Below are 23,262 nucleotides of genomic sequence, written 5' to 3' on the forward strand. Positions count from 1 at the left end.
CAGGCAGACACTTAGGGAAGTACTCCCCTCTGCACGCAGTGTCACTGGCCGGAATGTGGCTGTCAAGGTTGATCGGGGGTGGATCTAGGATCGGTGGCGTGAGGCGCGCCGGGGTATGGCAGTGGCTGGACGGTCACGTCGACCATGAGCGGGGGGTGGGGGTCGCTGCTGGTGGGGTGGTGTCGCAGGCCCCGACGACCGTGGTCATCGAGCGGCTGCTGCGCACGCTCGGCCGGCCCGAGCAGCGGGTGCCGGTGATCCTGGTGGCCGGCACCAACGGCAAGAGCACGACCGCCCGGATCCTGGCCGCGGTGCTGGCGGGCAGTGGACTGCGGGTCGGGTTGTACACCAGTCCTCATCTGCACCGGCCGCAGGAGCGGATCACCATCGATGGTGTCACGATCACCGACGACGAGTTGGCGGCGGTGCTCGACCCGCTGGTGGCGGACGAGCGCACCGCGTCAGAGCTGGGGCGGCCCAGTTGGTTCGAATTGATGACCGCGGCCGCGGTGGGCTGGTTCGCCGACCAACGTGTTGATGTCGCGGTGGTCGAGACCGGTCTGGGTGGCAGCGGCGACGCGACCGCCGCGCTCGGCGCCGGCCTGGTGGTGGTCACGTCGGTGGGCGTCGACCACGTCGAGTACTTCGGTGACACGCGGTGGGACAACGCCGTGGCTGAGGCTGGCGCGGTTCCTGAGGGCGCGACCGTGGTGCTAGCCGAAGCGGACCCGGCCATGCACCCGCCGTTCCTGGGCCGCCGCCCCTCGCGCGTGGTGACCGTGGATCGTGACTTCGGCGTGGCCGCCGACGCGCCGGTCGCGGATGGCCGGACGGTGTCGCTGTTCACGCCCGGGGCGACTTATGACGACGTTTTCCTGCGTCTGCTGGCACCGTGGCAGGCGGCGAACGCGGCGACGGCGTTGGCCGCCGCCGAGGTGTGGCTGGCCCGGCCGGTGGCCGACCAGGTGGTGCGGGCGGTCTGCGGGGCGCTGCGGGCTTCGGGCCGCTTTGAGCTTGTCCACACCCCCGGCCCTGTGCTGATGGACGGCGCCCACAACGAGGAAGCGGCCACCGCGCTGGCACGGGCGCTGCGGGAGCGGTTCGACGGCGTCTCCCGCACCGTGGTGGTCGGTATGACCGGGACCCGCGCGCCGGAGGCGTTTCTGAGTGCCCTGGGGGTCGGGGCTGGTGACTGGGTGATCTGCACCTCGCCCCGGACACCGCGAGCGGTGCCGCTCGCCAGGCTCGCCGCCGCCGCGCGGGCGGTGGGCGCAGGATCGGTCGCGGTCGAGGCGGATGTGGGTGATGCGGTGCGCCGCGCGGCGGCGGCGAATGATAGCACGCTCACGGTAGTTACCGGGTCGCTCTATGTGATCGGCGAGGCGCTGCCCGTCGTGCGAGCGCTGGTGACGTGACCACCCGTGCTGCCCGGGCTGAGCGCCGCGCGTGCTGATCGGGAAGAGAGGGTACGAGATCCGGTCTCGAAATGGGTCCGGCGGCGCGGGGGCAACGGTGATCGCGCGAGCCGGTGGTGTGTCAGACTGCAGTGGTGAGGGGTGAACGGGTGATGTCGGATCAACCAGGCATCGCGCCTGAGCGCGTGGGACTCGATGTGGAACGCGCTGCTGGCACCCTGCGCGCGGGTGGGCTGGTCGCGTTCCCGACCGAGACCGTGTACGGGCTCGGCGCGGACGCGGAGAACGTCGACGCGGTGGAGCGTGTCTTCGCCGTGAAGGGGCGGCCCTCGACGCACCCGCTGATCGTGCACCTCAGCGGGGCGCGTCAGCTCCCCGACTGGGTCGCGGAGGTGCCCGACGCGGCGCGCCGCGTCGCTGACCGTTTCTGGCCTGGCCCGGTGACCCTGGTTCTTCGTCGGGGCCGCCGTGTTCCCCGCGCGGTCACCGGCGGTCTGGAGACGGTCGCGCTGCGGGTGCCCGACCATCCGGTCGCCCGCGCGCTGCTCACGGCGTTCGGTGGCGGTGTGGCGGCGCCATCGGCCAACCGTTTCGGCTCGGTCAGTCCCACGGCGGCTGCTCATGTTGGCGACGGGTTGGGCGCCGACGTCGACTACGTGCTGGACGGCGGCCCCTGTGCGGTGGGTGTCGAGTCCACGATCGTCGACCTCACCGGCGCACCTGCGATACTGCGCCCAGGCGGCGTGACACGAGAGGATCTTGAGCGCGCACTGGGTTGCTCCGTGCCGGTGCGGGCGAGGAGTGCCGTACGCGTTCCGGGCCAGCATCCGTCGCACTACGCGCCGAGGGCACGGGTTGTCCTGGTCGAGCCGGGCCAGGTGATCGGCCACGCCGAGTACCTGGCAGCGCAGGGCCGGCGCGTCGGCGTCCTGCTGCCGCCCGAGTTCGCGGGCGGTGCCGGTGCGTGTGCCGGGCAGCGCGTTATCGCGGTGCCGGACTCGGGTGCGCGGTACGCGCGGCGGCTTTTCGAGTTCCTCCGTGACTTCGACCGGCATGAGTGCGAGGTCGTGGTGGCCTCGGTTCCTACCCCGGACGGGCTCGGATTGGCGATCGCGGATCGGCTCCGCCGAGCGGCCGGGTCGCGCAGCCAGACGGCCGCGACTCCGGGCTGCTCAGCGGTTGCTGAGCGCGGCGACGAGGTGTTCGAGGTGGGCGGCGCGGGATGCTTTGATCAGGACGAGATCGTCGGGACGAAGGATTCGACTTAGCACGTCGTGGGCGGCCTGGCTGTCGGGAACGGCGATGATGTCGAGGGTGCTGTGCTCGGTGTCGGCCGCGTCGGCGATCAGAGGCGCGGTCCGGGTGCCGATGGTGATCAGGACGTCGAGGCCGGCGCGTGCGGCGAGCACGCCGAGGTGGTGGTGGGCGCCAGCGGCGTGGTCGCCGAGGTCGGCCATCTCGCCGAGGACGGCGATCCGGCGGCGGGCGGACATGGTGCTCAGGGTGGTCAGCGCGGCGGCCATGGAGTCGGGGTTGGCGTTGTAGGCGTCGTGGAGGAGCGTGACCCCGTCGCCCCGCACGATGGTTTGCATGCGCCCGCCGCTGGCGGGTTCAGCGGCGCTCAGGGCATCGGCGATGGTGTGGTGGTCAAGGCCGAGGCCGAGGGCGAGGGCGGCGACGGCGAGGGCGTTGCCGACGTGGTGCCGGCCGGTCAGGCGGAGCGTGACGGGTGCCGTGCCCTCGGGAGTGTGCAGGGTGAAGCACGCCCGGCCGCGCGGCGTGACGTGCACATCTCGGGCGTATACGCCGTTGGGGTGGGGGCGCTGGCTCCACCAGCGGGTGCGGGCGGGGGTGAGCGGGGCCATCGCGGCGACGAGCGGATCGTCGGCGTTGAGGATGGCCAGCCCACCGTGGTCTGCAGAGGGGAGCCCGGTCAGTAGTTCGCTTTTGGCCGCGGCGATCCCGGTTTGCCCGTCGGGGTATTGACCGAGGTGGGCGGTGCCGACGTTGAGCACGACCCCGACGTGGGGGGTGACCAGGCCGCACAGGTAGCTGAGGTGTCCACGGCCCCGGGCGCCCATTTCCAGGATGAGGTAGCGGGTGTCGGGGGTGGCGCGCAGGACAGTGAGGGGAAAACCGAGCTCGTTGTTGAAGGAGCGGTCTGTGGCGGCGACCGGGCCGTGGTGTGCCAGGACCTGGGTGGCGAGATCTTTGGTCGTGGTCTTGCCGTTCGACCCGGTGATGCCGATCACGGTGGCCGGCAGTCGGTCTGCCACGTGGCGAGCCAGGTCGCCGAGCGCGCGGGTCACGTCGGTGACCTGGACGGCAGGGGCGGGCACCGGGCGTGCGGCCAGCACCAGGGCGGCTCCCGCGGCGAGGGCCGCTGATGCGTGGTAGTGCCCGTCGGTGCGCCGGCCGGGGAGGGCGGCGAACACGCCGCCGGGGTGGACCTGGCGGGAGTCGATGCTGGCGGGTGCGGTCACCAGCAGCGACGGGTCGGTCCCCGGGACGAGGTGACCGTCGGTGGCCGCGGCGATCGCGGCGGCGGTCAGGGGGATCATCGTGGTGACGCTCCTTCGGACGTGCAGTGGCTGGGGCCGGCCGGGTGGGTCTGCGGGGGTGGTGTCCGGGGGTTACGGGTTGCAGCATTCGCAGAACGTGGGATCGGCACGTCGTTGGCCGTCATCGCGAGGGTGGCGGCCGCGGTGCGGGCAGCGGGCACACCCGTGGATCGTTGCCAGGGTCAGGCGGGTGGGCTCGCCACACGTGCCGCAGGGCAGACCAGGTTCGCGGTCCACCGGGCCGAATCCGGGGGTGCCGCAGGCCGGGCACAGGGTGGCCAGACGCGAGGCGAGTTGGTGGGCGAGCACGCTGATCTCCCGCATGCGGGTGGGGTTGACGTGCGCGCGCATGTCGGTCTCCAGTCGCGCCAGGCCATCGGTGGAGTGCGCGGTGCACCGGCTGATCGCCGCATCGAGGTCGGCACGGGTCTGGATGCCCTTGCAGATGGGGCCTGGAGCCCGCACGTCGGCGGGGCTGTGGGGACGGACGATGACCGCGTGGGCACCGAAACCGACGCGCGCCAGGTAGGCGTCGGTTTCCTCGTCGAGGCGGCGGGTCGTGGTGTGGCTGAAGTTCGTCGGTGTGGTTCGGCGCTCCAGGATGCAGACGTCCCGCACCGTGTCGAGGAAGGCGAGGATCTCCTGGCCGGCGCTCAGCATTGGCGCGACCGGGTGCGGGCCGAAGGAGCCTTCGCTGGCCACGGCGAGTCCGAGGCCGGTCGACTCGATCGCGAGGCGCGCCTTGCGGACCGCGGTCTCGGCCGCCGACCCGGCGCGGGGGATCTCACCGGTGAAGGTGCCGAGCTGATCGGTGTCCACATCGTGGGCGAGCACAAGCCGCATGCCGGGGATCCGCGCCAGGGCGGCAGCGAGGGCTCGCTGCTTGCCGTGTCGGGTGGCCATCGCGACCGGTGCGCCCGCGTAGGGGTGCACGGCGAGCATTACACGAGGTTGCCGGATCGGGCGTCGATGCCGGTGAGCAGGGCCACGAGCTGCCCGATGGCGGTGTCACGGTCCATCGGGTGCCGCAGCGGCAAATCCGGATGCAACCGGTACCGGTTGCGCCGCCCCTCCCTGGTGCGTTCCAGGTAGCCCGCCTCGACGAGGTCGGCCACGATGCGCTGCGCCGCCCGCTCGGTGATGCCCACCACCTCGGCCACATCCCGCAACCGAACTTGTGGATCCCGCACCACGCACAGCAGTACGTGGGCGTGATTGGTCAAGAACGTCCACTCCTGCATGGCCGCAACTGTACCTCGTCGGGGGTAACGCATGTCACGCTTGCCAAAGCACGTCATCAATGTCGTATGATTCATATCGCGTATTAGAACACAGGTCATTGGTAGCGTGCTTGGGAGGTGGGTGTCATGGGCGACGAGGAGATGGCGCTCCCGTGGGAGAACCTGCTGCGGGAGGTGGGCGCGGTGGTCGACGCCGAGATGGCGGGCGTACTGACCGGCGAGCGCGCGGCCGATGAGGTGGCGCGGCGCTGGGCGCACCGGTGGGCCTCGCCGCCGCCGGACGTGGTGATCGACACCAGCCCGCCGGGCGTGCGGCGGGGGGCCGCGCAGAGCGTGGGTGCCTACATCGCCCGGGAGCTGGAACGGGGGCGGTCGCTGTACTGCGTGGTCCACGACGAGTTCGTCCGGGTGCGGATCGGGGGTTTCGACGGGCGTGCGTTGCCTCCGCATTGCCTGGAACACCTCGGTTCGCCGCCCGAGCCCGCTGCGGGCACCGGTGCTGAGCCGCGCGCCACCGACCTCGCCGGAGCCCCGGCGACGCGCGGCGCGGCGGCGCGCGCGGGTCAGGAAGGTACGACGGCGTGACAGGGGTGACGCTGCTCGTTTTGGTGGCCCTTCCCGCTGTTGCGGCCATGGCCGGGTCGATCCGGCGGCTACGAAGCTTGGCGCCCGCGTTGGGTGCGGGTGCGGCGCTGGTGGCCACCGCGCTGGCGGGGACGCTGGCCGTGACGGTGGTAGTCGGCGGGCCGGTGGCGATGGTGCTGGCCAACCCGGACGGGCGAGCCTGGACCGGGCTGGTGGTCGACCACGTCGGGGCGATCGTTCTGCTGCTGGTGTGCACGGTCAGCGCCGTGGTCCAGGCGTTCGCCCGCCGCTACCTGCACGGCGATCCGGCCGCGGCCCGCTTCGCTGTCGCGGCGGGGGCGCTGACCGCCGCGACCACGGTGATGGTGACCGCGGCGACTCTCGTCACCCTGGCGGTGGCGTGGACGCTGACCGGGGTGATCTTGTGCCGTCTGGTGGGGATGTATCGGCCGGCGCCCTCGGCCGTCGATGCCGCACGGCGCACCACCCGTGCCGTCGTCGCCGGGGACGCCGCGTTGTGGACTGGGGTTGTCCTCGCGGTCACGGTCTGGGGGGATCTCGACCTGCGCCACCAGGGCGACGCGGCCCTCGGCGGTGCGGTGGGCACGGTGGTGGCCTGTTCGCTGGTGGTCGCCGCGGCCGTGCGGTGCGCGCAGCTGCCCTGGCACCGATGGCTGCCGGCGACCCTGGCGGCACCGACCCCGGTTTCGGCTCTGCTGCACGCCGGCGTGGTCAACGCCGGCGGGGTGCTGCTGGTGAAGCTGTCGCCGATCGTCGGTGCCGCGCCGGTGGCGACACACCTGGCGTTCGCCATCGGAGCCGCCAGCGTCGTGGCCGCCACCGCGATCATGCTGACCCGCCCCGACATCAAAGGGGCGCTGGTGCACTCCACGATCGGGCAGATGGGGTTCATGCTCATGACCTGCGGGCTCGGCCTCTACGCCGCGACGGTGGTGCACCTGGTGGCGCACGGGCTGTTCAAAGCCACCCTGTTCCTCGGCTCGGGGTCGGCCGTGCAGCGGCACGCTGGCCACACTGCGGCTCCTCCCGCGCCTCGGTTGGCTCCTGCCCGCGCAGCGCAGGTCGCTGTCCTCGCCGGGGTCGCCGCCGTCGCGGCGGTCGGGGTGGCGGCCTGGTTGCTACCCCTTCATGCCGGTGGCGTCGCGTTGTCGCTCTTCGCCGTGGCCACCGCCGCGCGGCTGGCGTGGGGCTGGCTGCGTCGTCACCCGACCGGCGGCGCGCTGGTCACGGTGGTGATCGTGCTGCCGGGCGTGGCGATCGGGTACCTGGCCCTGGTGGGCGCGGTCACCGAGCTCCTGGCCCCGAGCCTGCCCGCAAGCGGGCCCGCCGCTGTCTCGGCCTGGGTTCTCGCGACCGTGGTGGCGGTGCTGGCGGCCGGTGCGCTGCTGCTCCACCTGGCACCCGCGGTCGGTCTGGGCCGGTGGCGCGACCGGCTGTACGTGGCGGCGTTGTCCGCCGGGCAGCAGCGCACGTACACCGCCGCCTGGGGTCACCCGCCATGGCTGGTACCGACACCGCGTCCGCGGCCGGTTCCCCAACTGGAAGGAGCTCGGGCGTGACTCGCCCCCACGCGCTCGACGGCATCCCGCGCAAGCGGGTCGCCGCCATGACAGGTGAGTCACCGGCTGTCCCGCACGCGTGGCTTCCCCTGTTCTCCACGGTCGCACGTTCCGCCACTTGTCGCGTCGTGCTCGCGCAGGAGGGTTCACACTCATGACCACCGGCCCCGCCACCAACCTCGCCCCCGATGCCGTCTCTGACGTCGCCACACAGCAGGCGGCAGTGCGCGCCGAGATCGCCGACGCGGCCGGATTCCTGGCTCCGACCTGGCCATTGGCGGACTTCATCGCGGTCAACCCGTTGTCCGGCCTGCTGGACCGCCCGTTCGCCGACGCGGCCACCACCGCCGCGGATCTGCTCGGAGCACGAGTCACCCCAGACGAGACCTGGCTACGTGCCGCCTGGCAGCGCGGCCGGATCACCGACGACGACCTGCGCGCCGCGCTGGCCCGCCGCCACCCCACGGCGCTACAGCGGGGCCCGCTCACTCTCGGCAACCGCGCCTACGACCCGGTCGACCTGCTGGTGGCCGATCTGCACCAGGGCATCGCGTGTCCACCGCCGCGCCGTCAGGCACGCACCGCGGCCGAAGCACTGGCCCCGGAGGTGGCCGCCCTGCTCAACACCCACACGATCCAGTGGTGCGCGGCCTACCTGGACGAAGGCCAGTCCACCTGGCGGATGCCGGGTCGTGACCGCGGCTTCTACTCGGCGTGGCGGGCGCTGGCCGCCCATGACGGAACCTTGCCGCGGCCGGTGCGGGCGCGGCTGCGGCACCTGCCCGAACGCGCCGAGCACACCATCCTGGACGCGCTGGCCGCGCTCGGTGTCCCGGACGACCAGCGGACCCGCTACCTGCAGGCCCACCTGGCCTGCTTGCCCGGCTTCGCCGCCCACGTCCGGTGGCGCGGCGAGCGGCCCGACAGCGGCATCGACCTCGTCGACTACCTCGCGTTGCGGTTGGCCGTCGAAGCCGCCGCGCTCGCCGGCTCCCACGCTCCCGGCACAGCGTGGTCCTGGGCCTCCGCGAGCCGGTTCGACACCCGGCAGGCCACCGTCGACCCGCACGACCGGGCCTACCACCTGTTGGGAGCGCTGGAAGTCACCGACACCGATGCCGCCCAACGGAGCGAGCTGGTGGAGCTGCTCGACCAGCTGCCGATCCAGCAGCGGGCGCTGGTCTGGCTGGACGCCTACGAGGACCACTACCGGAGCCGGCTGCTGCTGCGCATCCTCGGCCGGCCCCAGCCCGAACTGCCCGAAGCCCCACCGCGGGCGCAGGTGGTGTGCTGCATCGATCCCCGCTCCGAAGGACTGCGCCGCCACCTGGAGGTCCTCGGCAGCTACCAGACCCTGGGCTTCGCCGGTTTCTTCGCCGTCGCCATGCGCTACCGCGACCTCGCCGGGGGTGCCGCTCGCACCCAGTGTCCCGGCCCGATCACGCCTCGCCACACCCTCACCGAGCACCCCGCCCCTGGTCGGCGGCGCGCGGCCGAGCGGTCACTGGCCGGCCGCAGGGTGCTCGCCGCCGCCGAGCACTCCCTGCACGCCGCCAAGGACGACCTGCTGGCGCCGTTCGCCCTCGCCGAAGCCGCCGGCTGGCTGGCCGGGCCGCTGGCCGCGGCCAAGACCTTCACTCCCCGTGCCGCCGGCGCCACAGGCGCGTGGTGGGCCCGCCGCATCACGCCCGAGCCGCAGACCGAGATCTCCATCGCCGAGGCGCTCACCCCCGAGGAGCGTGCCGCGACCGCCGAAACCATCCTGACGTTGATGGGCCTGACCCGCGGGTTCGCGCGGCTGGTCGTGTTCTGCGGGCACCGCGCCCACACCGACAACAACCCCTACCAGGCCGCGCTGGACTGCGGCGCCTGCGGGGGACATCCCGGAGGTCCCAACGCCCGCACGGCCGCCGCCCTGCTCAACGATCCGCAGGTCCGCCTTCACCTGGCCGACCGCGGCATCACCGTTCCCGACGACACCTGGTTCGTCCCGGCCGAACACGACACCACCACCGACACCGTACGCCTGCTGGACACCCACCTCCTGCCCGCCACCCACCGCCGCGACGCTGACAGGCTCACCGCCGACCTCCGCACGGCCGGCACCCGGCTGGCCGCCGAACGCTGCGCCATCCTGCCGGGCGCACCCACCCGGCCCCGCCCGCGGCACGCGACGCGCCACACCCGCGCCCGGGCCCGTGACTGGGCCCAGGTCTTCCCGGAATGGGGTCTCGCCGACAACGCCGCCTTCCTCATCGCGCCCCGCGCCCTCACCCGCGGCATCGACCTGCACAGCCGCGTGTTCCTCCACGACTACGATCCCGACCTCGACCCGACCGGCACCGTCCTGGAAACAATCCTCACCGCGCCGCTCGTCGTCGCACACTGGATCAACAGCCAGTACTACTTCGCCACCGTCGACCCGCAGTCCTTCGGCGCCGGCAGCAAAACCCTGCACAACGTCACCGGTGGGGGCCTGGGCGTCATGACCGGCCACACCAGTGACCTCCAGCCCGGCCTGCCCTGGCAGTCCCTCACCGACGGCCACCACGCCCGACATGAACCGCAACGCCTGCTCGCCATCGTGCAGGCACCCCTGCCCAGGCTGGACACCCTCATCGCCCGCCACACAATGCTGCACCACATGTTCAGCCACGACTGGATTGGACTCGCCGCACGGGAACAGCCCGACGACCCGTGGCACCGCTACACCCCCACCGGGTGGCAGCCCTGGCACCCCAGCACCGACACGCCAGCACCGACATCCCGGCAGGCGCTCCCGTGACCGCTCCACACCACCCGATGGCGGCGTCCCACCCGGAACGACCTGTCCTAACTCCCCACGTAACAGAGCCGCTTGGAAAGAGAGGTACCCGATGAGCGCGCTTCTACTGATCTCAAGTGTGGACCACGCCGAGGTCGCCGTCGAGCAGGCGAGCGACTACCTGGTCCACCACCGGCGCTACGGCGGCGATCCAGCTCAGCGGGACGCCCTGCTCGGGATTTGGATCCGCCGCGAGCTTGACGCGGACCTGCCCACGTTGTTCCCGTGCGGCGAGCATGTGCAGACCTGCGGATGCGCCGTCGGGGACCCCACGGAAGGGCGCCCGCCAGCAGTGCCGGTGGGGATCCGGACCTCCTCCTCGGTGTCCGGGCTGTGGTCGCTGTGCTGGCTGGACGGTTCCGCCCTGCGCGAGGCACACAACCCCCACCAGCGACGGCGCCTGATCCTCGATGTCCTGGTGCAAGGCGCGGCGCCCGCAGCGAGCCTGCCGGGAGCGTTCTTTCCGGTCTTCGCGCACACCGACTCCCGCGACACCGTCCACGCCACCCTGACCGAACTCGGCAGCCGCTACCCGCGCCTGGTCGCGACCCACTGGTACATCGATGACCCAGAGCAGGGCATCAGTGGACCGTGCGGCACGACCAGCGCCGGATGCCGGCTCGCACGCGGCACCGCCACGACTCGCCCCTAGCCCATCCAGCGTCCCGTCCCGTCACGTCCTCGGTCTCAGGAGCAGCATGACCACGCATTCCACATCCGCACCGATCACCGTCGCCCACGGAGACGGAATCGGTCCGGAAATCATGGAAGCCACCCTTTCGGTGCTCAACGCCGCAGGCGCGGCCCTTGACATCGACACGATCACCATCGGAGAGTCGGTCTATCAGGCTGGCAACCCCGCCGGCGTCACTCCCGAGGCGCTCGAGTCGATCCGCCGCACGGGTGTGTTCCTCAAGGCGCCCATCACCACCCCGCAAGGCGGAGGGTTCAAGAGCCTCAACGTCACCGTGCGCAAGACGTTCGGTCTCTATGCCAACGTCCGGCCATGCGTCGCCTACGCACCGTTCGTCGCCACCAAGCACCCTGGCATGGACGTCGTCATCGTTCGGGAGAACGAAGAGGACCTCTACGCCGGCATCGAGCACCGCCAGACCGACGAGGTCGTGCAGTGCCTCAAGCTCATCTCCCGGCAGGGATGCGAGCGGGTAATTCGCTACGCCTTCGAGTACGCCACAGCCTATCGGCGAACCAAGGTGACAGCGTTCACCAAGGACAACATCATGAAGATGACCGACGGCCTGTTCCACCGGGTGTTCGACGAGGTCGCCGCCGACTACCCCGATATCCAGGCAGAGCATTGGATCGTCGACATCGGTGCGGCCAAGCTCGCCGACACCCCCGAGGCGTTCGACGTCGTCGTCCTGCCGAACCTCTACGGCGACATCCTCTCCGACGTCGCCGCCCAGATCGCCGGATCTGTCGGCCTCGCCGGAAGCGCGAACATCGGCGAGCGAGTCGCCATGTTCGAAGCCATCCACGGATCCGCCCCCCGGCGAGCCGGCCAAGACGTTGCGAATCCTTCAGGGCTGCTGCTGGCCGCGGTACAGATGCTGGTCCACATCGGACAAGCCGACGTCGCGAGCCGAGTCCACAACGCCTGGCTGCGGACCATCGAAGACGGCATCCACACCTACGACATCTACGAGCCCGATACCAGCACCTCCAAGGTCGGCACCACGGCGTTCGCGGCATCGGTCATCGACCGTCTCGGCCAAGAACCCACCCGGCTGCCGGCAACGCACTACGCCCAGCACAGGCCGATCACCGTCAAGCTCGCGGGCCGATCCGCTGCCGCCAAGACCCAGCTCGGCGTCGACGTGTTCGTCCACAGCCCAGACACCACCCCAGACGAACTCGCCGCCAAGCTTCGTCCGTTCGCCGCACCCCTGCACCTTGACATGATCTCCAACCGGGGACAGAAGGTCTGGCCAGGCGGCGCGCCCGAGACCCTGCTCACCGACCACTGGCGATGCCGCTTCCTCGACCCGCGCGGGACCACCACCGCCGCCGAGGTCGTCGCCCTCCAGGCCCGCATGGTCGAGCACGGCATCGAACCGATCAAGACCGAAGGACTCTACGCCTTCGACGGCGAACCCGCATTCACCCGAGGCCAGGGCCAATGAAGGGCCGAGCTGACCAAGCGAAGCCGGGAGAAGACATGGACCCGCGTCACCGTAGCCGAATCGTCACCGACGGCGTCACCCGAGCACCGGCCCGGGCGATGCTGCGGGCAGTCGGGTTCGCCGACGAGGACTTCACCCGGCCGCAGATCGGTGTGGCCGCGGCCGCCAACGACCTCACACCCTGCAACATCGCCCTGGACCGCCTGGCAGGCGCGACGGCCGACGGGGTCAGGAAGGCGGGCGGGGTGGCGATGCGGTTCTCGACCATCGCCATGTCCGATGGGATCGCCATGGGGCACCGCGGCATGCGCGCGTCCCTTCCCAGCCGGGACCTCATCGCAGACTCGGTCGAGTGTGTCATGGAGGCCGAACAACTCGACGCGATGGTCACCATCGCCGGCTGCGACAAGAGCCTTCCCGGGATGCTCATGGCCGCCGCACGCCTCAACGTACCCACGGCGTTCTTGTACGGCGGCTCCTCCCTCCCCGGGAGCTGGCAGGGTCGGCCGGTGACGATCCAGGACGTGTTCGAGGCCGTCGGCGCGCAGGCAAGCGGCCTGCTCAGCACCGACGACCTCGACGAGCTGGAGCGCGCCGCGTGCCCAGGAGCCGGATCGTGCGCCGGCATGTACACCGCCAACACGATCGCCGCCGAAGCCGAAGCCCTCGGTATCGCACTGCCCGGCTCGGCATCCGCCCCCGCCATCGACCCCACACGCCCCGGCATCGCCCACGACACCGGAGCGGCCGCCGTCGCCGCCCTGCGCGCCGGGATCCGCCCACGCGACATCCTCACCCGCGAAGCCTTCGAGAACGCCATCACCGTGGTCATGGCCCTGGGCGGGTCGACCAACGCCGCGCTGCACCTACCCGCCATCGCCCACGAAGCCGGCGTCCGCCTGACCCTCGACGACTTCGACCGGATCAGCCGACACACCCCCCACATCGCCGATCTCCGTCCCGGTGGGCGCCACGTCATGGCCGACCTGCACCAGGTCGGTGGCGTGCCCGCAGTGCTCGCCGCGCTGCTGGACGCCGGACTGCTCCACGGCGACTGCCTGACCGTGACCGGAGCCACCCTGGCCGAGAACCTCGCCGAACTCGCAGCCCCGAAACCCGACGGTACGGTCCTCCGAACGCCAGATGACCCGCTCCGCCCCGACGGCGGCCTGGCCATCCTCCGCGGGGCACTCGCCCCCAGCGGCGCGGTGGTCAAGATGGCCGGCCTGACCGTCGACCGCTTCCACGGCACAGCCCGGGTCTTCGACAACGAAGACGCCGCCATGGGCTACGTCTCAGGCGGTCGCCTCACCGCAGGCGAGGTGATCGTGATCCGGTACGAAGGCCCACGCGGCGGACCGGGAATGCCGGAGATGCTCGCCGTCACCGCCGCTGTCCGCGGCACCGGCCTGGGTGACCAGGTGGCGCTGGTCACTGACGGCCGCTTCTCCGGCGCCACCACCGGCCTCTGCGTCGGCCACGTCGCCCCCGAGGCCGCTGCCGGCGGGCCGCTGGCGCTGGTCGCCGACGGCGACCCGATCATGATCGACATCCCGGCACGCACCATCGATCTCGACGTCAACCCTGCCGAACTCGAACGACGCCGTCACCGCTGGCACCCACCCCCTGCCCCGACCGGCAACGGCTTCCTAGCCAAGTACAGCCGCCTCGTCGGCTGCGCCTCGCAGGGGGCGCTCGTCGGCGCCACCCCACGATGAGCAGCCCCACCCGACGCAAACACCATCATGTCACGCGAGCGATCCGGCTTTTCTCCCATCGCCGTGCCGGCGGCACGGCCTGCGGGGCGCATCGGCGGTGCCGCCAGCGCCGACCGCCCTGTCGAAGGAATCACCGCCACGACCGGACCCTGCATCCGCCGGGCCATCGACGTCCACCAAGCGGTCACGACCCACGCCTGCCGGGCCGCACACACCAACCCCCGCGAAGGAGCCGCACTGTGTTGGACGGCAAGCACATCCTGGTGACCGGGGTCGTCACCACCGACAGCATCGCCTTCGCCGTCGCCCGCCGCGCCCAACAACTCGGCGCCGAGGTGCTGCTCACCGGGCTCCCCCGCGATCTCGATCGGGCCCGTGCGGCGGCAGCGCAGCTCACCGGCGACATCGACGTCATCCCCTTCGACGCCACTGCCTCCCACGACACCGCCCGGCTCACCGCAACGATCGCTGAGCGGTGGGAGAGACTCGACGGCGCCCTGCACGCCATCGCCTTCGCACCCGCCGACGCCCTGGAAGGCCCCCTACTCAACGCCCGCCCCGAAGGGATCGGACTGGCGTTCCAGACCAGCACCGTATCCCTCGCCGCGCTCGCCGCGGCGGTGAACCGGCTCGCCCCACCCTCCGGCGCCAGCCTGGTCGGGCTCGACTTCGACGCCAGCGCCGCGTGGCCGGTCTACAACTGGATGGGCGTCTGCAAAGCCGGACTGGAGTCGCTCAACCGGTACCTCGCACGCGACCTCGGGCCTGCCGGAATCCGGGTCAACCTCGTCGCGGCCGGGCCGATCCATACCCGGGCGGCCACCGGCATCCCCGGCTTCGAAGCCCTGCTCGACGCCTGGGCAACCCGTTCGCCCTTGCGGTGGGACCCAGCCGACTCGACCCCGGTGGCCGACGCCGTCTGCTTCCTGTTCTCCGACCTCGCCCGCGCTATCACCGGCGAGATCCTCCACGTCGACGGCGGCTACCACGCCATGGCCGCGCCCCTGCGCCAACAGGGATCATGATGGGCCACGAGGACATCCAACACCTCCACACTGACCAGGGCAGGTGCCCTGGCGCAGACTGGGCAAGATCTCGGCTGGTTGACCCGGTGGGCGCTCCATGACCCGACCTAGCCGACTCATCCTGGTCACCGGCACCGGCACCGAGGTCGGCAAGACCTGGGTGACCGCCGCCTTGTCGCGACGATTGCGAGCATTTGGCATCGAGGTCGCGGCCCGCAAACCGGCGCAGTCGTTCACACCCGGTGATACCGCGACCGACGCCGCCGTGCTCGGCGAGGCAACTGACACGCCCGCCGACACGGTGTGCCCGCCACACCGGTGGTACCCGGTACCCCTCGCGCCACCGATGGCCGCCGACACCCTACAACTGGCTCCGATCCTGCTCGACGACCTCGTCGCCGAACTCGACTGGCCCTCAGACGTCGCCATCGGCTTCGTCGAGGGCGCAGGCGGGCTGTGCTCACCAATCGCCCATGACGGCGACACCCTCTCACTGGCGCAGCGGGTGAGACCGGACCTCGTGCTACTGGTCACCGAGCCTGTCCTAGGAGTTGTGTCCCAGGTGCGCCTCGCCGCGCGAGCCCTCACCGGACACGAGGTGCTAGTCGTCCTGAACCGATACGACCCCAGCGACGAGGTGCACCGGCGTAGCCGCGACTGGCTGACAGCCATCGACGCGCTCGCCGTACTCACCAACCACGACCTCGCCGACACCGTTGATTCCGACGCGGCCTGGCGCGCCATCAGCGGCGAGCCCCCCTCGGCACGCAATCCCTGACCACGCCCCTCGGTCACTGACCCGCTTACCCACGTCCTGGACCCGAGCGGTTGGTCAGACCGGGTCAGTTTCACCCGGCAGCGACAGTCACCATGAGTGATCGCGAGAGGTGAGAACTCGACGCGGAACGGTATTGCTCTGCGCCAGCAGGCTCGCCTGAGTCGTGGCGAGGCTGCCAGCAGCGGCCGGCGCACTGTCGACACCTGGCTTCCGATCCACGACTGGACCGAAACCCAGGTATGGCAACGCATCCATGCGTCAGGTGTGCCGTACCACCCGGCCTACGACCAGGGCATGACCCGCCTGTCGTGCTCCCTCTGTGTGCTCGCCAGCCGCGCGGATCTGGTTCGCGCCGCACAACTACGCCCGGAACTGGCCGCCGAGTACGCGGAGCTGGAAGCCGAGATCGGGCACCGGTTCCGCAACGACCTGTCCATGGCCGAGATCATCACCGCCGCCGAGCAAGCCGCAACCGCGGGACACACCGAGGAGACAGCCACGATCGAGCTCGGCCAGGGCCAACTGTGGTGGCCGAGGTTCGAACGCCAGTCCGACCGCTACGGCACCGTGTTCCTGCTCACCGGTCCGGATGCCGAGGACTACGTCTCGTTCGAGAACGCACCCGTCGGCCAACCGGGACGACTCGTCGCCATCGTGGTCGAGACACGTCGCTCCGAGCACTGTGGCGACATAGCGCGGTCCCTGGCACCCGTCACGCCGACGGTCGGCGAGGAGATCACGCTCGGCGCCGGCACGTTGTTCACCGACACCGATGCCGATCTCGGCATACCCACCGCCGTCGGCCTCGCGCCGGACGACAACCGGGACGCCGACTGGCTCGACCCACGCGCCTTGTACCGCTGCCACAACCAAACCGTGCGGCTCGAACTCCGCATCAGCAGCCACACCAACAAGCGCGCACACGACACCAGGCCACGCGCAGCCTGAGAGCCGTCGCTGGCGCGGCGAACAAAGTCACAAAGGCCGTCCCTGCTCAATCGCCACACGAACCCCACCGCACACGCCGAGTGCGGGAAGAAGGAGAACGTACGTGACCAGGCTGATCGAGTCCGGCTATGACGGGCAGTTCGTCACTGACCAGGTCGGTCATTCCCACGCGGCGACCACGGCGATCTACACGGCGGTCAGCAGCGACTTCAAGAACCTAAAGGTCCGCGAGCACCTGGACGCGGTGCCGAGGAAGCCGTGCTGCAACGCGCCTTCGCGATGGCCGAGACGGAGGCGGAGATGGACGACGACTTCAGCGATCACACGTCAGGTGAGCCTGCTGGCCGCCGGAGGAGGGTGCGATGAACGCGGTGTCCCGGCAAGGACCGGACGAGCAGAACGACGACGTGCAGGTCCGGCAGCCGCGCTACGAGTGGCGGCTGCGTGAGCTGATGGCGGTCCGCAAGAACTGGTACACCACCACGAAGCTGATCCCGGAGTTGCGCAAGTACGGCTTCGAGTTCGACCGCAGCTCGATCTACCGGCTCGTCAGCACCGAACGTCCGCCGAAGATGCCGATCGAGTTGATCCTGGCCTTGTGCAAGATCCTCGACTGCCGCTTCGAGGACCTGGCGGTGGAGGTCGAGCCGCAATCGGCCACCGAGGAGCCGGCTCGCCGGGGTCCGCGGCCGGCCGTGCCGGACATGCCGTTGTTGTCCGCGGACTTCTTCGACGCCGAGAGCTGACCGGACACCGGGTCACGCACGTGGGGAAAGGGCGAGGTGTCTGCGCCAGCTGTGGATGCGACCGATCTCTGGTCGCTAGCGGGCTGTGCCATACCTGCTACCACGCCCGCCGGGACAAGGAGAGCTGTGTCGGGTGTGGCCGTCTGACCGTTCCGATTGGACGTACGGCGGAGGGGGCGTGGTGCCAGAACTGCAACGGAAAGCGCCGGGCCGAACCGTGCTCGCTGTGCGGTCGGTCGGGGCGGGTGGCCGCGCGGCGCTACGGGCAGCCGGTGTGTTCGCGGTGTTGGCAGCGCGAGCGGCGCGTCCCGCTGCCCTGCTCGGTATGCGGGCGGACGATGAAGGCCACGAAGAACAGCCCGCAGGGCCGGGTCTGCTACACCTGCCACCGCAAGACCGTTCCCCGCGAGCCCTGCTGGATGTGCGGCAAGGTCGTGCTGGCCGCCGCCCACACCGAGGAAGGAGCGTGGTGCGAACGATGCCGCCGGACGCATCTGGCCGAGCCCTGCTCACGATGCGGCCAGACGGCGCCGGTCACCGTCCGCGACGACGAGAAACGGCCGGTGTGCCGGCGGTGTTGGCAGCGCGGGCATCAACGGCCGCTGCGCCGGTGCATCGACTGCGGCGAGGACAAGCCTGCGGCTCGGCTCATCGAGGACGGGCCACTGTGCGAGAAGTGCGACAACCGGCGTGCGCCGGAGGTGCTGTGCCCGCGCTGCGGGAAGACCCGCAAGGTCGGGATTCTGAGCACGGGGGTTTGCCGGGCCTGCGCCCAGCAAGCTGGGCCACGCCAGCCGTGCCACAACTGCGGCCGGACCAGGTTGGTGGCCTACCGCGACGCCGACGGCGAACCGTGGTGCGACGGCTGCCGCCGCCAGACGCTGGCCGAACCGTGCTCGGGCTGCGGCGTCCACAAGGTGGTGTGCGCGCGTGACCATAATGGACCGTGGTGCAAAGCGTGCTGGGAAGTGGTGCGGCCCGGTCCGCCGTGTACCGACTGCGGGCAACGACCGTCGATGTCCGTGCCAGCTACGGACGGTGTGGCCAGGTGCGTGCCGTGCTACCTGGCCGCCCAGGTCCCCTGCACCCGATGCGGAACCACCGCCCGCGCCGAACGACATTGGCCGGAGGGCCCGGTCTGCCTGTCCTGTGTGGACGCGGTACGGCTCACACACGAGCACTGCCACTGCTGCGGCCAACTAGCCGCGGTGTTCCGCCGCGAGCCCGCCGGGCCGTTGTGCCCGGACTGCGCGGGCGTCACCTTCTCCTAGGGGGACCGCCGGGATACGGGAGAAACCTGCCAAGTGGTCGGGTAGTGCCTGGTAGAGGGCGCTAGAGATCGTTAGAGAGCCCGTGTGACGTGGGTGCGGCGGGTGTTGGTTAGGGTGCGCTGGGTTACGTCCGCTGGCTGGGCCTGGGGTGCTGGGTGGCTTCGATCGATCGGACCGCCTATCCTCGGTTCAAGCGGGTGGTGTCGGTCCGTGAGCTGGCGGAGGCGTTCACGCCGGTCGCCGGCGAGATTGAGTGGGCTCGGGGGCGGAGTCAGGGCGAGCCGAACTTCCTGGCGTTGGTGGTGCTGCTGAAGTGCTACCAGCGGCTGGGGCATTTCCCGAAGCTGGCTGACGTGCCGGTGGTGGTGATCAACCATGTCCGGGCCGCGCTGGGCCTGGCCGAGGACGTCCTGGCGGTGCACGAGTCGGATCGGACGTTGTGTCGCCACCGTGACTACGTCCGTGACCGACTGAATGTGGTCTACAAGCCCGCCGAGGCACGCGCGATCGCCGAGAAAGCGATCCGCAAGGCGGTCACCACGAAGGACAACCCGGCCGACCTGATCAACGTCGCGCTGGAGGAGCTGGTCCGGGCACGGCGCGAGCTGCCGGGGTTCACCACGCTGGACAAGATGGTCTCCGCGAGCCGCACCGAGACGAACACCGCGTTGTTCGGGCTGGTCGCGACCCGGCTGGACGCGGCGGACCGGCGGCGGCTCGCGCGGCTGCTGTGGCTGGACCCGACATCGCGGCGCAGCGAGTTTGACCGGCTGAAGACGCCGGCGAAGGCGGCGTCGGTGGGAAAGTTCAAGCTTCGCCTGGCCCACCTGCAAGCGCTGGACGAGCTCGGCGCGACCGAGCAGTGGCTCGACGGCATCCCGGCGACGAAGATCGCGCATTTCGCCGGGGAGGCGCGGGTGACCGACGTCGGCGACATGCGGGATATCGGCGAGGCGAAGCGGTGGACGTTGCTGGCGAGCCTGATCCACGAGTGCCGGACCACGGCCCGGGACGAGGTCGCGACGATGTTCTGCAAGCGGATGGCGGTGATCCACAAGAAGGGCAAGGAGCGGCTGGTCGAGCTGCATGAGCAGCACCGCGCCGAGTCCGAGCGGCTGCTGGACGTGTTCGGTGATGTCCTGGCCGGCGCCCGGGAGGCCACCGCACCAGACAACGACGGCGCGACCGCGCCGGAACCCGCGGCCGCGGTGGCCGAGCGGGCCGGGCGGCTGCTGCTCAAGACGCTGGCCGACGCGGGCGGGGTGGAGCAGCTCTCGGCAGCGCATGAGGTGGTGTCGGCGCACCACGGCAACAACTACCTGCCGTTGCTGGAGAAGTTCTACAAGAGCCACCGCTCGGCGCTGTTCACCCTGCTCGACACCCTCGACCTGGAGCCGACCAGCGCGGATCACAGCGTGGCCGACGCGGTGGAGTTCCTGCGCGCGATCCGGGGCCGCACCGGCGAGTACGTCCCGGAGAAGGTGACCGTCGGGCGTGGGGCGGACGCGGTGACGGTGGCGATCGACATCGACTTCGTCACTGAGGCGTGGCGCAAGATCCTGGTGGTGAAGGACCGGCCGGGCAAGCTGGTGCGCCGTCACCTGGAGGTGTGCGTGTTCTCCTACCTCGCCTCCGAGCTGCGCTCCGGGGACATCGCGGTGGTCGGCGCCGACTCCTACGCCAACCTGCACGCGCAGCTGATGTCCTGGGATGAGTGCGTCCCGCTGGCCGAGCAGTTCTGCGGCCAGGCCGGGATTCCCTCGGACCCGAAGGAGCTCACGGCGCACTACCGGGCGGCGCTGACCGATATCGCCGCGGTGGTGGACGCCGGGTTCCCGCACAACACCGACCTGTCCTTCGAGGACGGCCGCCCGGTCCTGCGGCGCCGCAAGGGTGCCGACCGGCGCCCGTCCGCGCTGGCGCTGGAGGAGTCGATTCACCAGCGGCTGCCCGAACGCGGGCTGCTGGACATCCTGGCCCGCACCGCGCACCTGGTCGGCTGGCCGCGGCACTTCGGGCCGGCGTCGGGATCGGACCCGAAGATCCGCGACGCGATGGCCCGCTACGTCCTGACCGTGTTCGCCAACGGCACGCTTCTCGGCCCCGCGCAGGTCGCGCGGCACATGCGTGACCAGGTCAGCGCGCACGAGCTGTCGATCGCGGCGAACAAGCACACCACTTGCGCCAAGATCGACGCCGCGTCCACCGACGTGATCAACGAGTTCGCGAAGCTCGACGTCGCCGGGATGTGGGGCGACGGCCGGGTGGTCGCGGTGGACGGCACGCAGGTGGACACGTGGGAGAACAACATCCTCGCCGAGTCCCACATCCGCTACGGCGGCTACGGCGGGATCGCCTACCGGCACATCTCCGACACCTACATCGCCCTGTTCTCCCACTTCATCCCGTGCGGGGTGTGGGCGGCCGTCTATATCATCGAAGGGTTGCTGCGCAACGACTCGGAGATCCAGCCCGACACGATCCACGCCGACACCCAAGGCCAGTCCCTGCCTGTTTTCGGGCTCGCCGCGCTGCTCGGCTTCGACCTGCTCCCGCGCATCCGCAACTGGGCGGATCTGAACTTCTACCGGCCCAGCGCGGACACCGGGTTCGCGCACATCGACTCGCTGTTCGGCGACAACGTGATCGACTGGGGCCTGATCGAGACGCATTGGACGGACCTGCTGCGCACCGCGATCTCGATCAGCGAGGGCCGGTTGTCGTCGATGACGCTGCTGCGCCGGCTGGGCAACAACTCGCGGAAGAACCGCCTGTACCGGGCGTTCCGGGAGCTGGGCCGGGTCATCCGCACGATCACGCTGCTGCGGTTCCTCGCGGACGCGCAGTTGCGGGAGCAGATCACCGCGATCACCAACAAGGCCGAGGCGTTCCACGGGTTCTCCGCGTGGCTGCGTTTCGGCGGGGAGGCGGTCGGGCGTAACGACCCGGACTACCAGGAAAAGATCATCAAGTTCAACGAGCTGCTCGCGAACTGCGTGATCTACTCCAACGCCTGCGACATCACCGCCGCGGCGAACGCGCTGGCCTCCGACGGGCACCCGATCGACACCGACGATCTGGCCACGATCTCCCCGTACATCACCCACACCATCCGCCGCTTCGGGGACTGGGTGCTCGATCTGTCGCCGCCTGACGCGGTGCCGGTCACTACGCTGGACCTGGTGCCGGGGGCGCTGTTCCCCGGCGACGCCACCGCGCCGCGCCGGACAAGGGCGCGCGTCACCGCGAAGTAAGGGATCCTGATGACCACCCGTTGGGTCCGCTACGTCGTTCCGGTCATGGTCGAGATCGACTGCGACAACGACTCCATCGCGGGCTGCGCGCAACCCCAATCGCCGGGAAGCGCCCCCTGGGGGAAACTGCCTCGCGCGCGACGCGCATGCGTCTCGCCACTTAGGGCGCGATCCGACGCCCCAACCCCGCACGACGAGGTTTCACGTTTCATCGCTGCTCGGGGAGCGGCGTGCCCGGATGTTCGGAGTCGCCGGACTGGCGATCCCGGTGGGGGGCCGCACTGGAGACCGTTGCACTGGAGACAGTGGCTGTGGCCTGGCCGCATATGGCGGGCGTGGTGGCGTGGTCGAGTCCTCCGGGACGCTTATCGGACCGTTGCCTGAGGGTGGCTCGTCATTCTCGCTATCGCCATCCCCGGTCAGGATGCAAAAGTCGGTGAGGAAGCAAGCGACCTCGCCGTCGGCGGTGCGCCCAACCCAGGTTGGATAGTGCCCGTCTCCGCTACCAGAGGGAAACGCCACCGCAAGGGGCCGGTCCCCGTCGTCGGCCAGTGTGGCGGGCGCGGTGCGGTCGGTCTCGCCGAGGATGTGGATGTCCAGGTTAGATAGCAGCTGGTTGCTGTAGTCGTCGTTCTCGCGCAGCGCCGCGATGTTCGCCGCGTCCACGAAGCCGCCGGCGCCGCCGTCGACCGGATAGCCGAAGTACTCGTCGTCGCCCAGTTCGGCGGCATCCTGGCCCGCGCACGTCGCCATCTCCCAGGAGGCGGCTGGCTCGTCCCGGATCATCAGCCGGGCCGCCGCGACCCACTCCTGCGCATCCTGCTCGTCCGGTTCGCCGAACACGGCGAGCACCAGCACCACCGGATACCGGCCCGGTGGCACCTGTTGGACAAACCTGTCCTCGGAGCCGGACATCGACAAGAACATGGCCGGCTCGCCGGCGACGACCCGCCCGGACGGCAGCCACAGCGAGGCGTCCTGCCGCAGCCGGACGGTGGCGACATCGCCGCGGGACAGTGTGTGATGCGTTCCTGGGGCGAACAGCCATTCGAAATCGGGTGCGGACACCGGCATAACTGCTCCTTCGACGAGTTTCTTCACTGTCCACCGGCGCCGAAGACGGATGACACCTTGGCGACACCTGATGAAGCGATCGTAGCCACCTCTTCTCC

At 70.6% G+C, this 23,262-nt stretch carries 18 protein-coding genes; 14 read left to right on the forward strand and 4 right to left on the reverse strand.

The window, feature by feature from the left end; all coding sequences use genetic code 11:
- Nucleotides 1-98: 98 nt before the first annotated feature.
- Both KBO27_RS17955 and KBO27_RS17960 read left to right on the forward strand, forming a co-directional pair.
- Entirely contained in the window at nt 99-1,415 is a 1,317-nt protein-coding gene (locus KBO27_RS17955) for a bifunctional folylpolyglutamate synthase/dihydrofolate synthase (RefSeq protein ID WP_005456777.1), read from the forward strand.
- Nucleotides 1,416-1,567: 152 nt separating this feature from the next.
- Nucleotides 1,568-2,683 (forward strand): L-threonylcarbamoyladenylate synthase, encoded by a 1,116-nt coding sequence (locus tag KBO27_RS17960; protein WP_005456778.1) that lies wholly within the window; start codon nt 1,568-1,570, stop codon nt 2,681-2,683.
- Here KBO27_RS17960 and KBO27_RS17965 read toward each other — a convergent pair.
- The 3 genes from KBO27_RS17965 to KBO27_RS17975 all read right to left on the reverse strand — a co-directional run bounded on the left by KBO27_RS17965 (nt 2,588) and on the right by KBO27_RS17975 (nt 5,217).
- Nucleotides 2,588-3,976 carry a UDP-N-acetylmuramoyl-tripeptide--D-alanyl-D-alanine ligase gene (locus KBO27_RS17965; RefSeq protein ID WP_005456779.1) on the reverse strand — a complete coding sequence of 463 codons (1,389 nt, stop codon included), beginning with the start codon at nt 3,974-3,976 and terminating at the stop codon, nt 2,588-2,590. The two genes, KBO27_RS17960 and KBO27_RS17965, sit on opposite strands and share 96 nt — an antisense overlap.
- A gap of 72 nt (nt 3,977-4,048) precedes the next feature.
- The gene (locus KBO27_RS17970; protein WP_005456780.1) at nt 4,049-4,918 is read right to left on the reverse strand and encodes a DUF6671 family protein; all 870 of its coding nucleotides are present in this window, start codon (nt 4,916-4,918) and stop codon (nt 4,049-4,051) included.
- Nucleotides 4,918-5,217: a helix-turn-helix transcriptional regulator gene (locus tag KBO27_RS17975; RefSeq protein ID WP_005456781.1), complete on the reverse strand. Its 300-nt coding sequence runs from the start codon at nt 5,215-5,217 to the stop codon at nt 4,918-4,920. Before KBO27_RS17975 ends, KBO27_RS17970 begins: the two co-directional genes overlap by 1 nt.
- Before the next feature lie 126 nt (nt 5,218-5,343).
- On the opposite strand from KBO27_RS17975, the gene KBO27_RS17980 reads away from it, so the two are divergent.
- The 12 genes from KBO27_RS17980 (at nt 5,344) to KBO27_RS18035 (ending at nt 22,090) form a co-directional block, all read left to right on the forward strand.
- Nucleotides 5,344-5,802: a hypothetical protein gene (locus KBO27_RS17980; protein WP_005456782.1), complete on the forward strand. Its 459-nt coding sequence runs from the start codon at nt 5,344-5,346 to the stop codon at nt 5,800-5,802.
- Nucleotides 5,799-7,382, forward strand: coding sequence for a proton-conducting transporter transmembrane domain-containing protein (locus KBO27_RS17985; RefSeq protein ID WP_091679436.1), 1,584 nt, complete (start codon nt 5,799-5,801; stop codon nt 7,380-7,382). The genes KBO27_RS17980 and KBO27_RS17985 overlap by 4 nt, the downstream gene beginning before the upstream one ends.
- 154 nt (nt 7,383-7,536) lie before the next feature.
- Complete coding sequence (locus tag KBO27_RS17990; RefSeq protein ID WP_210971098.1) at nt 7,537-10,167, forward strand: DUF2309 domain-containing protein; 2,631 nt, start codon at nt 7,537-7,539, stop codon at nt 10,165-10,167.
- Between the two features lie 91 nt (nt 10,168-10,258).
- Nucleotides 10,259-10,858 carry a hypothetical protein gene (locus KBO27_RS17995; RefSeq protein WP_005456790.1) on the forward strand — a complete coding sequence of 200 codons (600 nt, stop codon included), beginning with the start codon at nt 10,259-10,261 and terminating at the stop codon, nt 10,856-10,858.
- Nucleotides 10,859-10,904: 46 nt separating this feature from the next.
- Entirely contained in the window at nt 10,905-12,350 is a 1,446-nt protein-coding gene (locus KBO27_RS18000; RefSeq protein ID WP_005456797.1) for an NADP-dependent isocitrate dehydrogenase, read from the forward strand.
- 35 nt (nt 12,351-12,385) lie between these two features.
- Nucleotides 12,386-14,068, forward strand: a complete 1,683-nt coding sequence (gene ilvD / locus KBO27_RS18005; protein WP_005456798.1) for a dihydroxy-acid dehydratase — start codon at nt 12,386-12,388, stop codon at nt 14,066-14,068.
- A 239-nt stretch (nt 14,069-14,307) separates the two neighbouring features.
- Nucleotides 14,308-15,093 (forward strand): enoyl-ACP reductase FabI, encoded by a 786-nt coding sequence (gene fabI, locus KBO27_RS18010; RefSeq protein ID WP_005456799.1) that lies wholly within the window; start codon nt 14,308-14,310, stop codon nt 15,091-15,093.
- Between the two features lie 97 nt (nt 15,094-15,190).
- Nucleotides 15,191-15,871 (forward strand): ATP-dependent dethiobiotin synthetase BioD, encoded by a 681-nt coding sequence (gene bioD, locus KBO27_RS18015; RefSeq protein WP_005456800.1) that lies wholly within the window; start codon nt 15,191-15,193, stop codon nt 15,869-15,871.
- A gap of 96 nt (nt 15,872-15,967) precedes the next feature.
- Nucleotides 15,968-16,819, forward strand: a complete 852-nt coding sequence (locus tag KBO27_RS34605) for a phosphoadenosine phosphosulfate reductase domain-containing protein (RefSeq protein WP_083844754.1) — start codon at nt 15,968-15,970, stop codon at nt 16,817-16,819.
- A gap of 362 nt (nt 16,820-17,181) precedes the next feature.
- The gene (locus KBO27_RS18025) at nt 17,182-17,565 is read left to right on the forward strand and encodes a helix-turn-helix domain-containing protein (protein ID WP_005456801.1); all 384 of its coding nucleotides are present in this window, start codon (nt 17,182-17,184) and stop codon (nt 17,563-17,565) included.
- 338 nt (nt 17,566-17,903) lie between these two features.
- The gene (locus tag KBO27_RS18030; protein WP_143101978.1) at nt 17,904-18,836 is read left to right on the forward strand and encodes a hypothetical protein; all 933 of its coding nucleotides are present in this window, start codon (nt 17,904-17,906) and stop codon (nt 18,834-18,836) included.
- Between the two features lie 155 nt (nt 18,837-18,991).
- Nucleotides 18,992-22,090 (forward strand): Tn3 family transposase, encoded by a 3,099-nt coding sequence (locus tag KBO27_RS18035; protein WP_091679433.1) that lies wholly within the window; start codon nt 18,992-18,994, stop codon nt 22,088-22,090.
- A 201-nt stretch (nt 22,091-22,291) separates the two neighbouring features.
- On the opposite strand, the gene KBO27_RS18040 is transcribed toward KBO27_RS18035, so the two are convergent.
- A complete protein-coding gene (locus tag KBO27_RS18040; protein WP_210971099.1) occupies nt 22,292-23,158 on the reverse strand; it encodes a DUF4241 domain-containing protein in 867 nt (288 codons plus the stop codon).
- Between the last annotated feature and the right edge of the window lie 104 nt (nt 23,159-23,262).

This window comes from Saccharopolyspora endophytica (assembly GCF_018070075.1).
GTDB classification, from domain to species: domain Bacteria; phylum Actinomycetota; class Actinomycetes; order Mycobacteriales; family Pseudonocardiaceae; genus Saccharopolyspora; species Saccharopolyspora endophytica.

Excerpts from the sequence above, each read along its gene's own strand:
- KBO27_RS18030 (WP_143101978.1), top strand. The coding sequence starts at position 17,904 with ATGAAGGCCACGAAGAACAGCCCGCAGGGCCGGGTCTGCTACACCTGC.
- KBO27_RS17965 (WP_005456779.1), bottom strand. The coding sequence starts at position 3,976 with ATGATCCCCCTGACCGCCGCCGCGATCGCCGCGGCCACCGACGGTCAC.
- KBO27_RS17990 (WP_210971098.1), top strand. The coding sequence starts at position 7,537 with ATGACCACCGGCCCCGCCACCAACCTCGCCCCCGATGCCGTCTCTGAC.
- KBO27_RS17975 (WP_005456781.1), bottom strand. The coding sequence starts at position 5,217 with ATGCAGGAGTGGACGTTCTTGACCAATCACGCCCACGTACTGCTGTGC.
- bioD (WP_005456800.1), top strand. The coding sequence starts at position 15,191 with ATGACCCGACCTAGCCGACTCATCCTGGTCACCGGCACCGGCACCGAG.
- KBO27_RS18025 (WP_005456801.1), top strand. The coding sequence starts at position 17,182 with ATGAACGCGGTGTCCCGGCAAGGACCGGACGAGCAGAACGACGACGTG.
- KBO27_RS17960 (WP_005456778.1), top strand. The coding sequence starts at position 1,568 with ATGTCGGATCAACCAGGCATCGCGCCTGAGCGCGTGGGACTCGATGTG.
- KBO27_RS17995 (WP_005456790.1), top strand. The coding sequence starts at position 10,259 with ATGAGCGCGCTTCTACTGATCTCAAGTGTGGACCACGCCGAGGTCGCC.
- ilvD (WP_005456798.1), top strand. The coding sequence starts at position 12,386 with ATGGACCCGCGTCACCGTAGCCGAATCGTCACCGACGGCGTCACCCGA.
- KBO27_RS17970 (WP_005456780.1), bottom strand. The coding sequence starts at position 4,918 with ATGCTCGCCGTGCACCCCTACGCGGGCGCACCGGTCGCGATGGCCACC.
- KBO27_RS18000 (WP_005456797.1), top strand. The coding sequence starts at position 10,905 with ATGACCACGCATTCCACATCCGCACCGATCACCGTCGCCCACGGAGAC.
- KBO27_RS17980 (WP_005456782.1), top strand. The coding sequence starts at position 5,344 with ATGGGCGACGAGGAGATGGCGCTCCCGTGGGAGAACCTGCTGCGGGAG.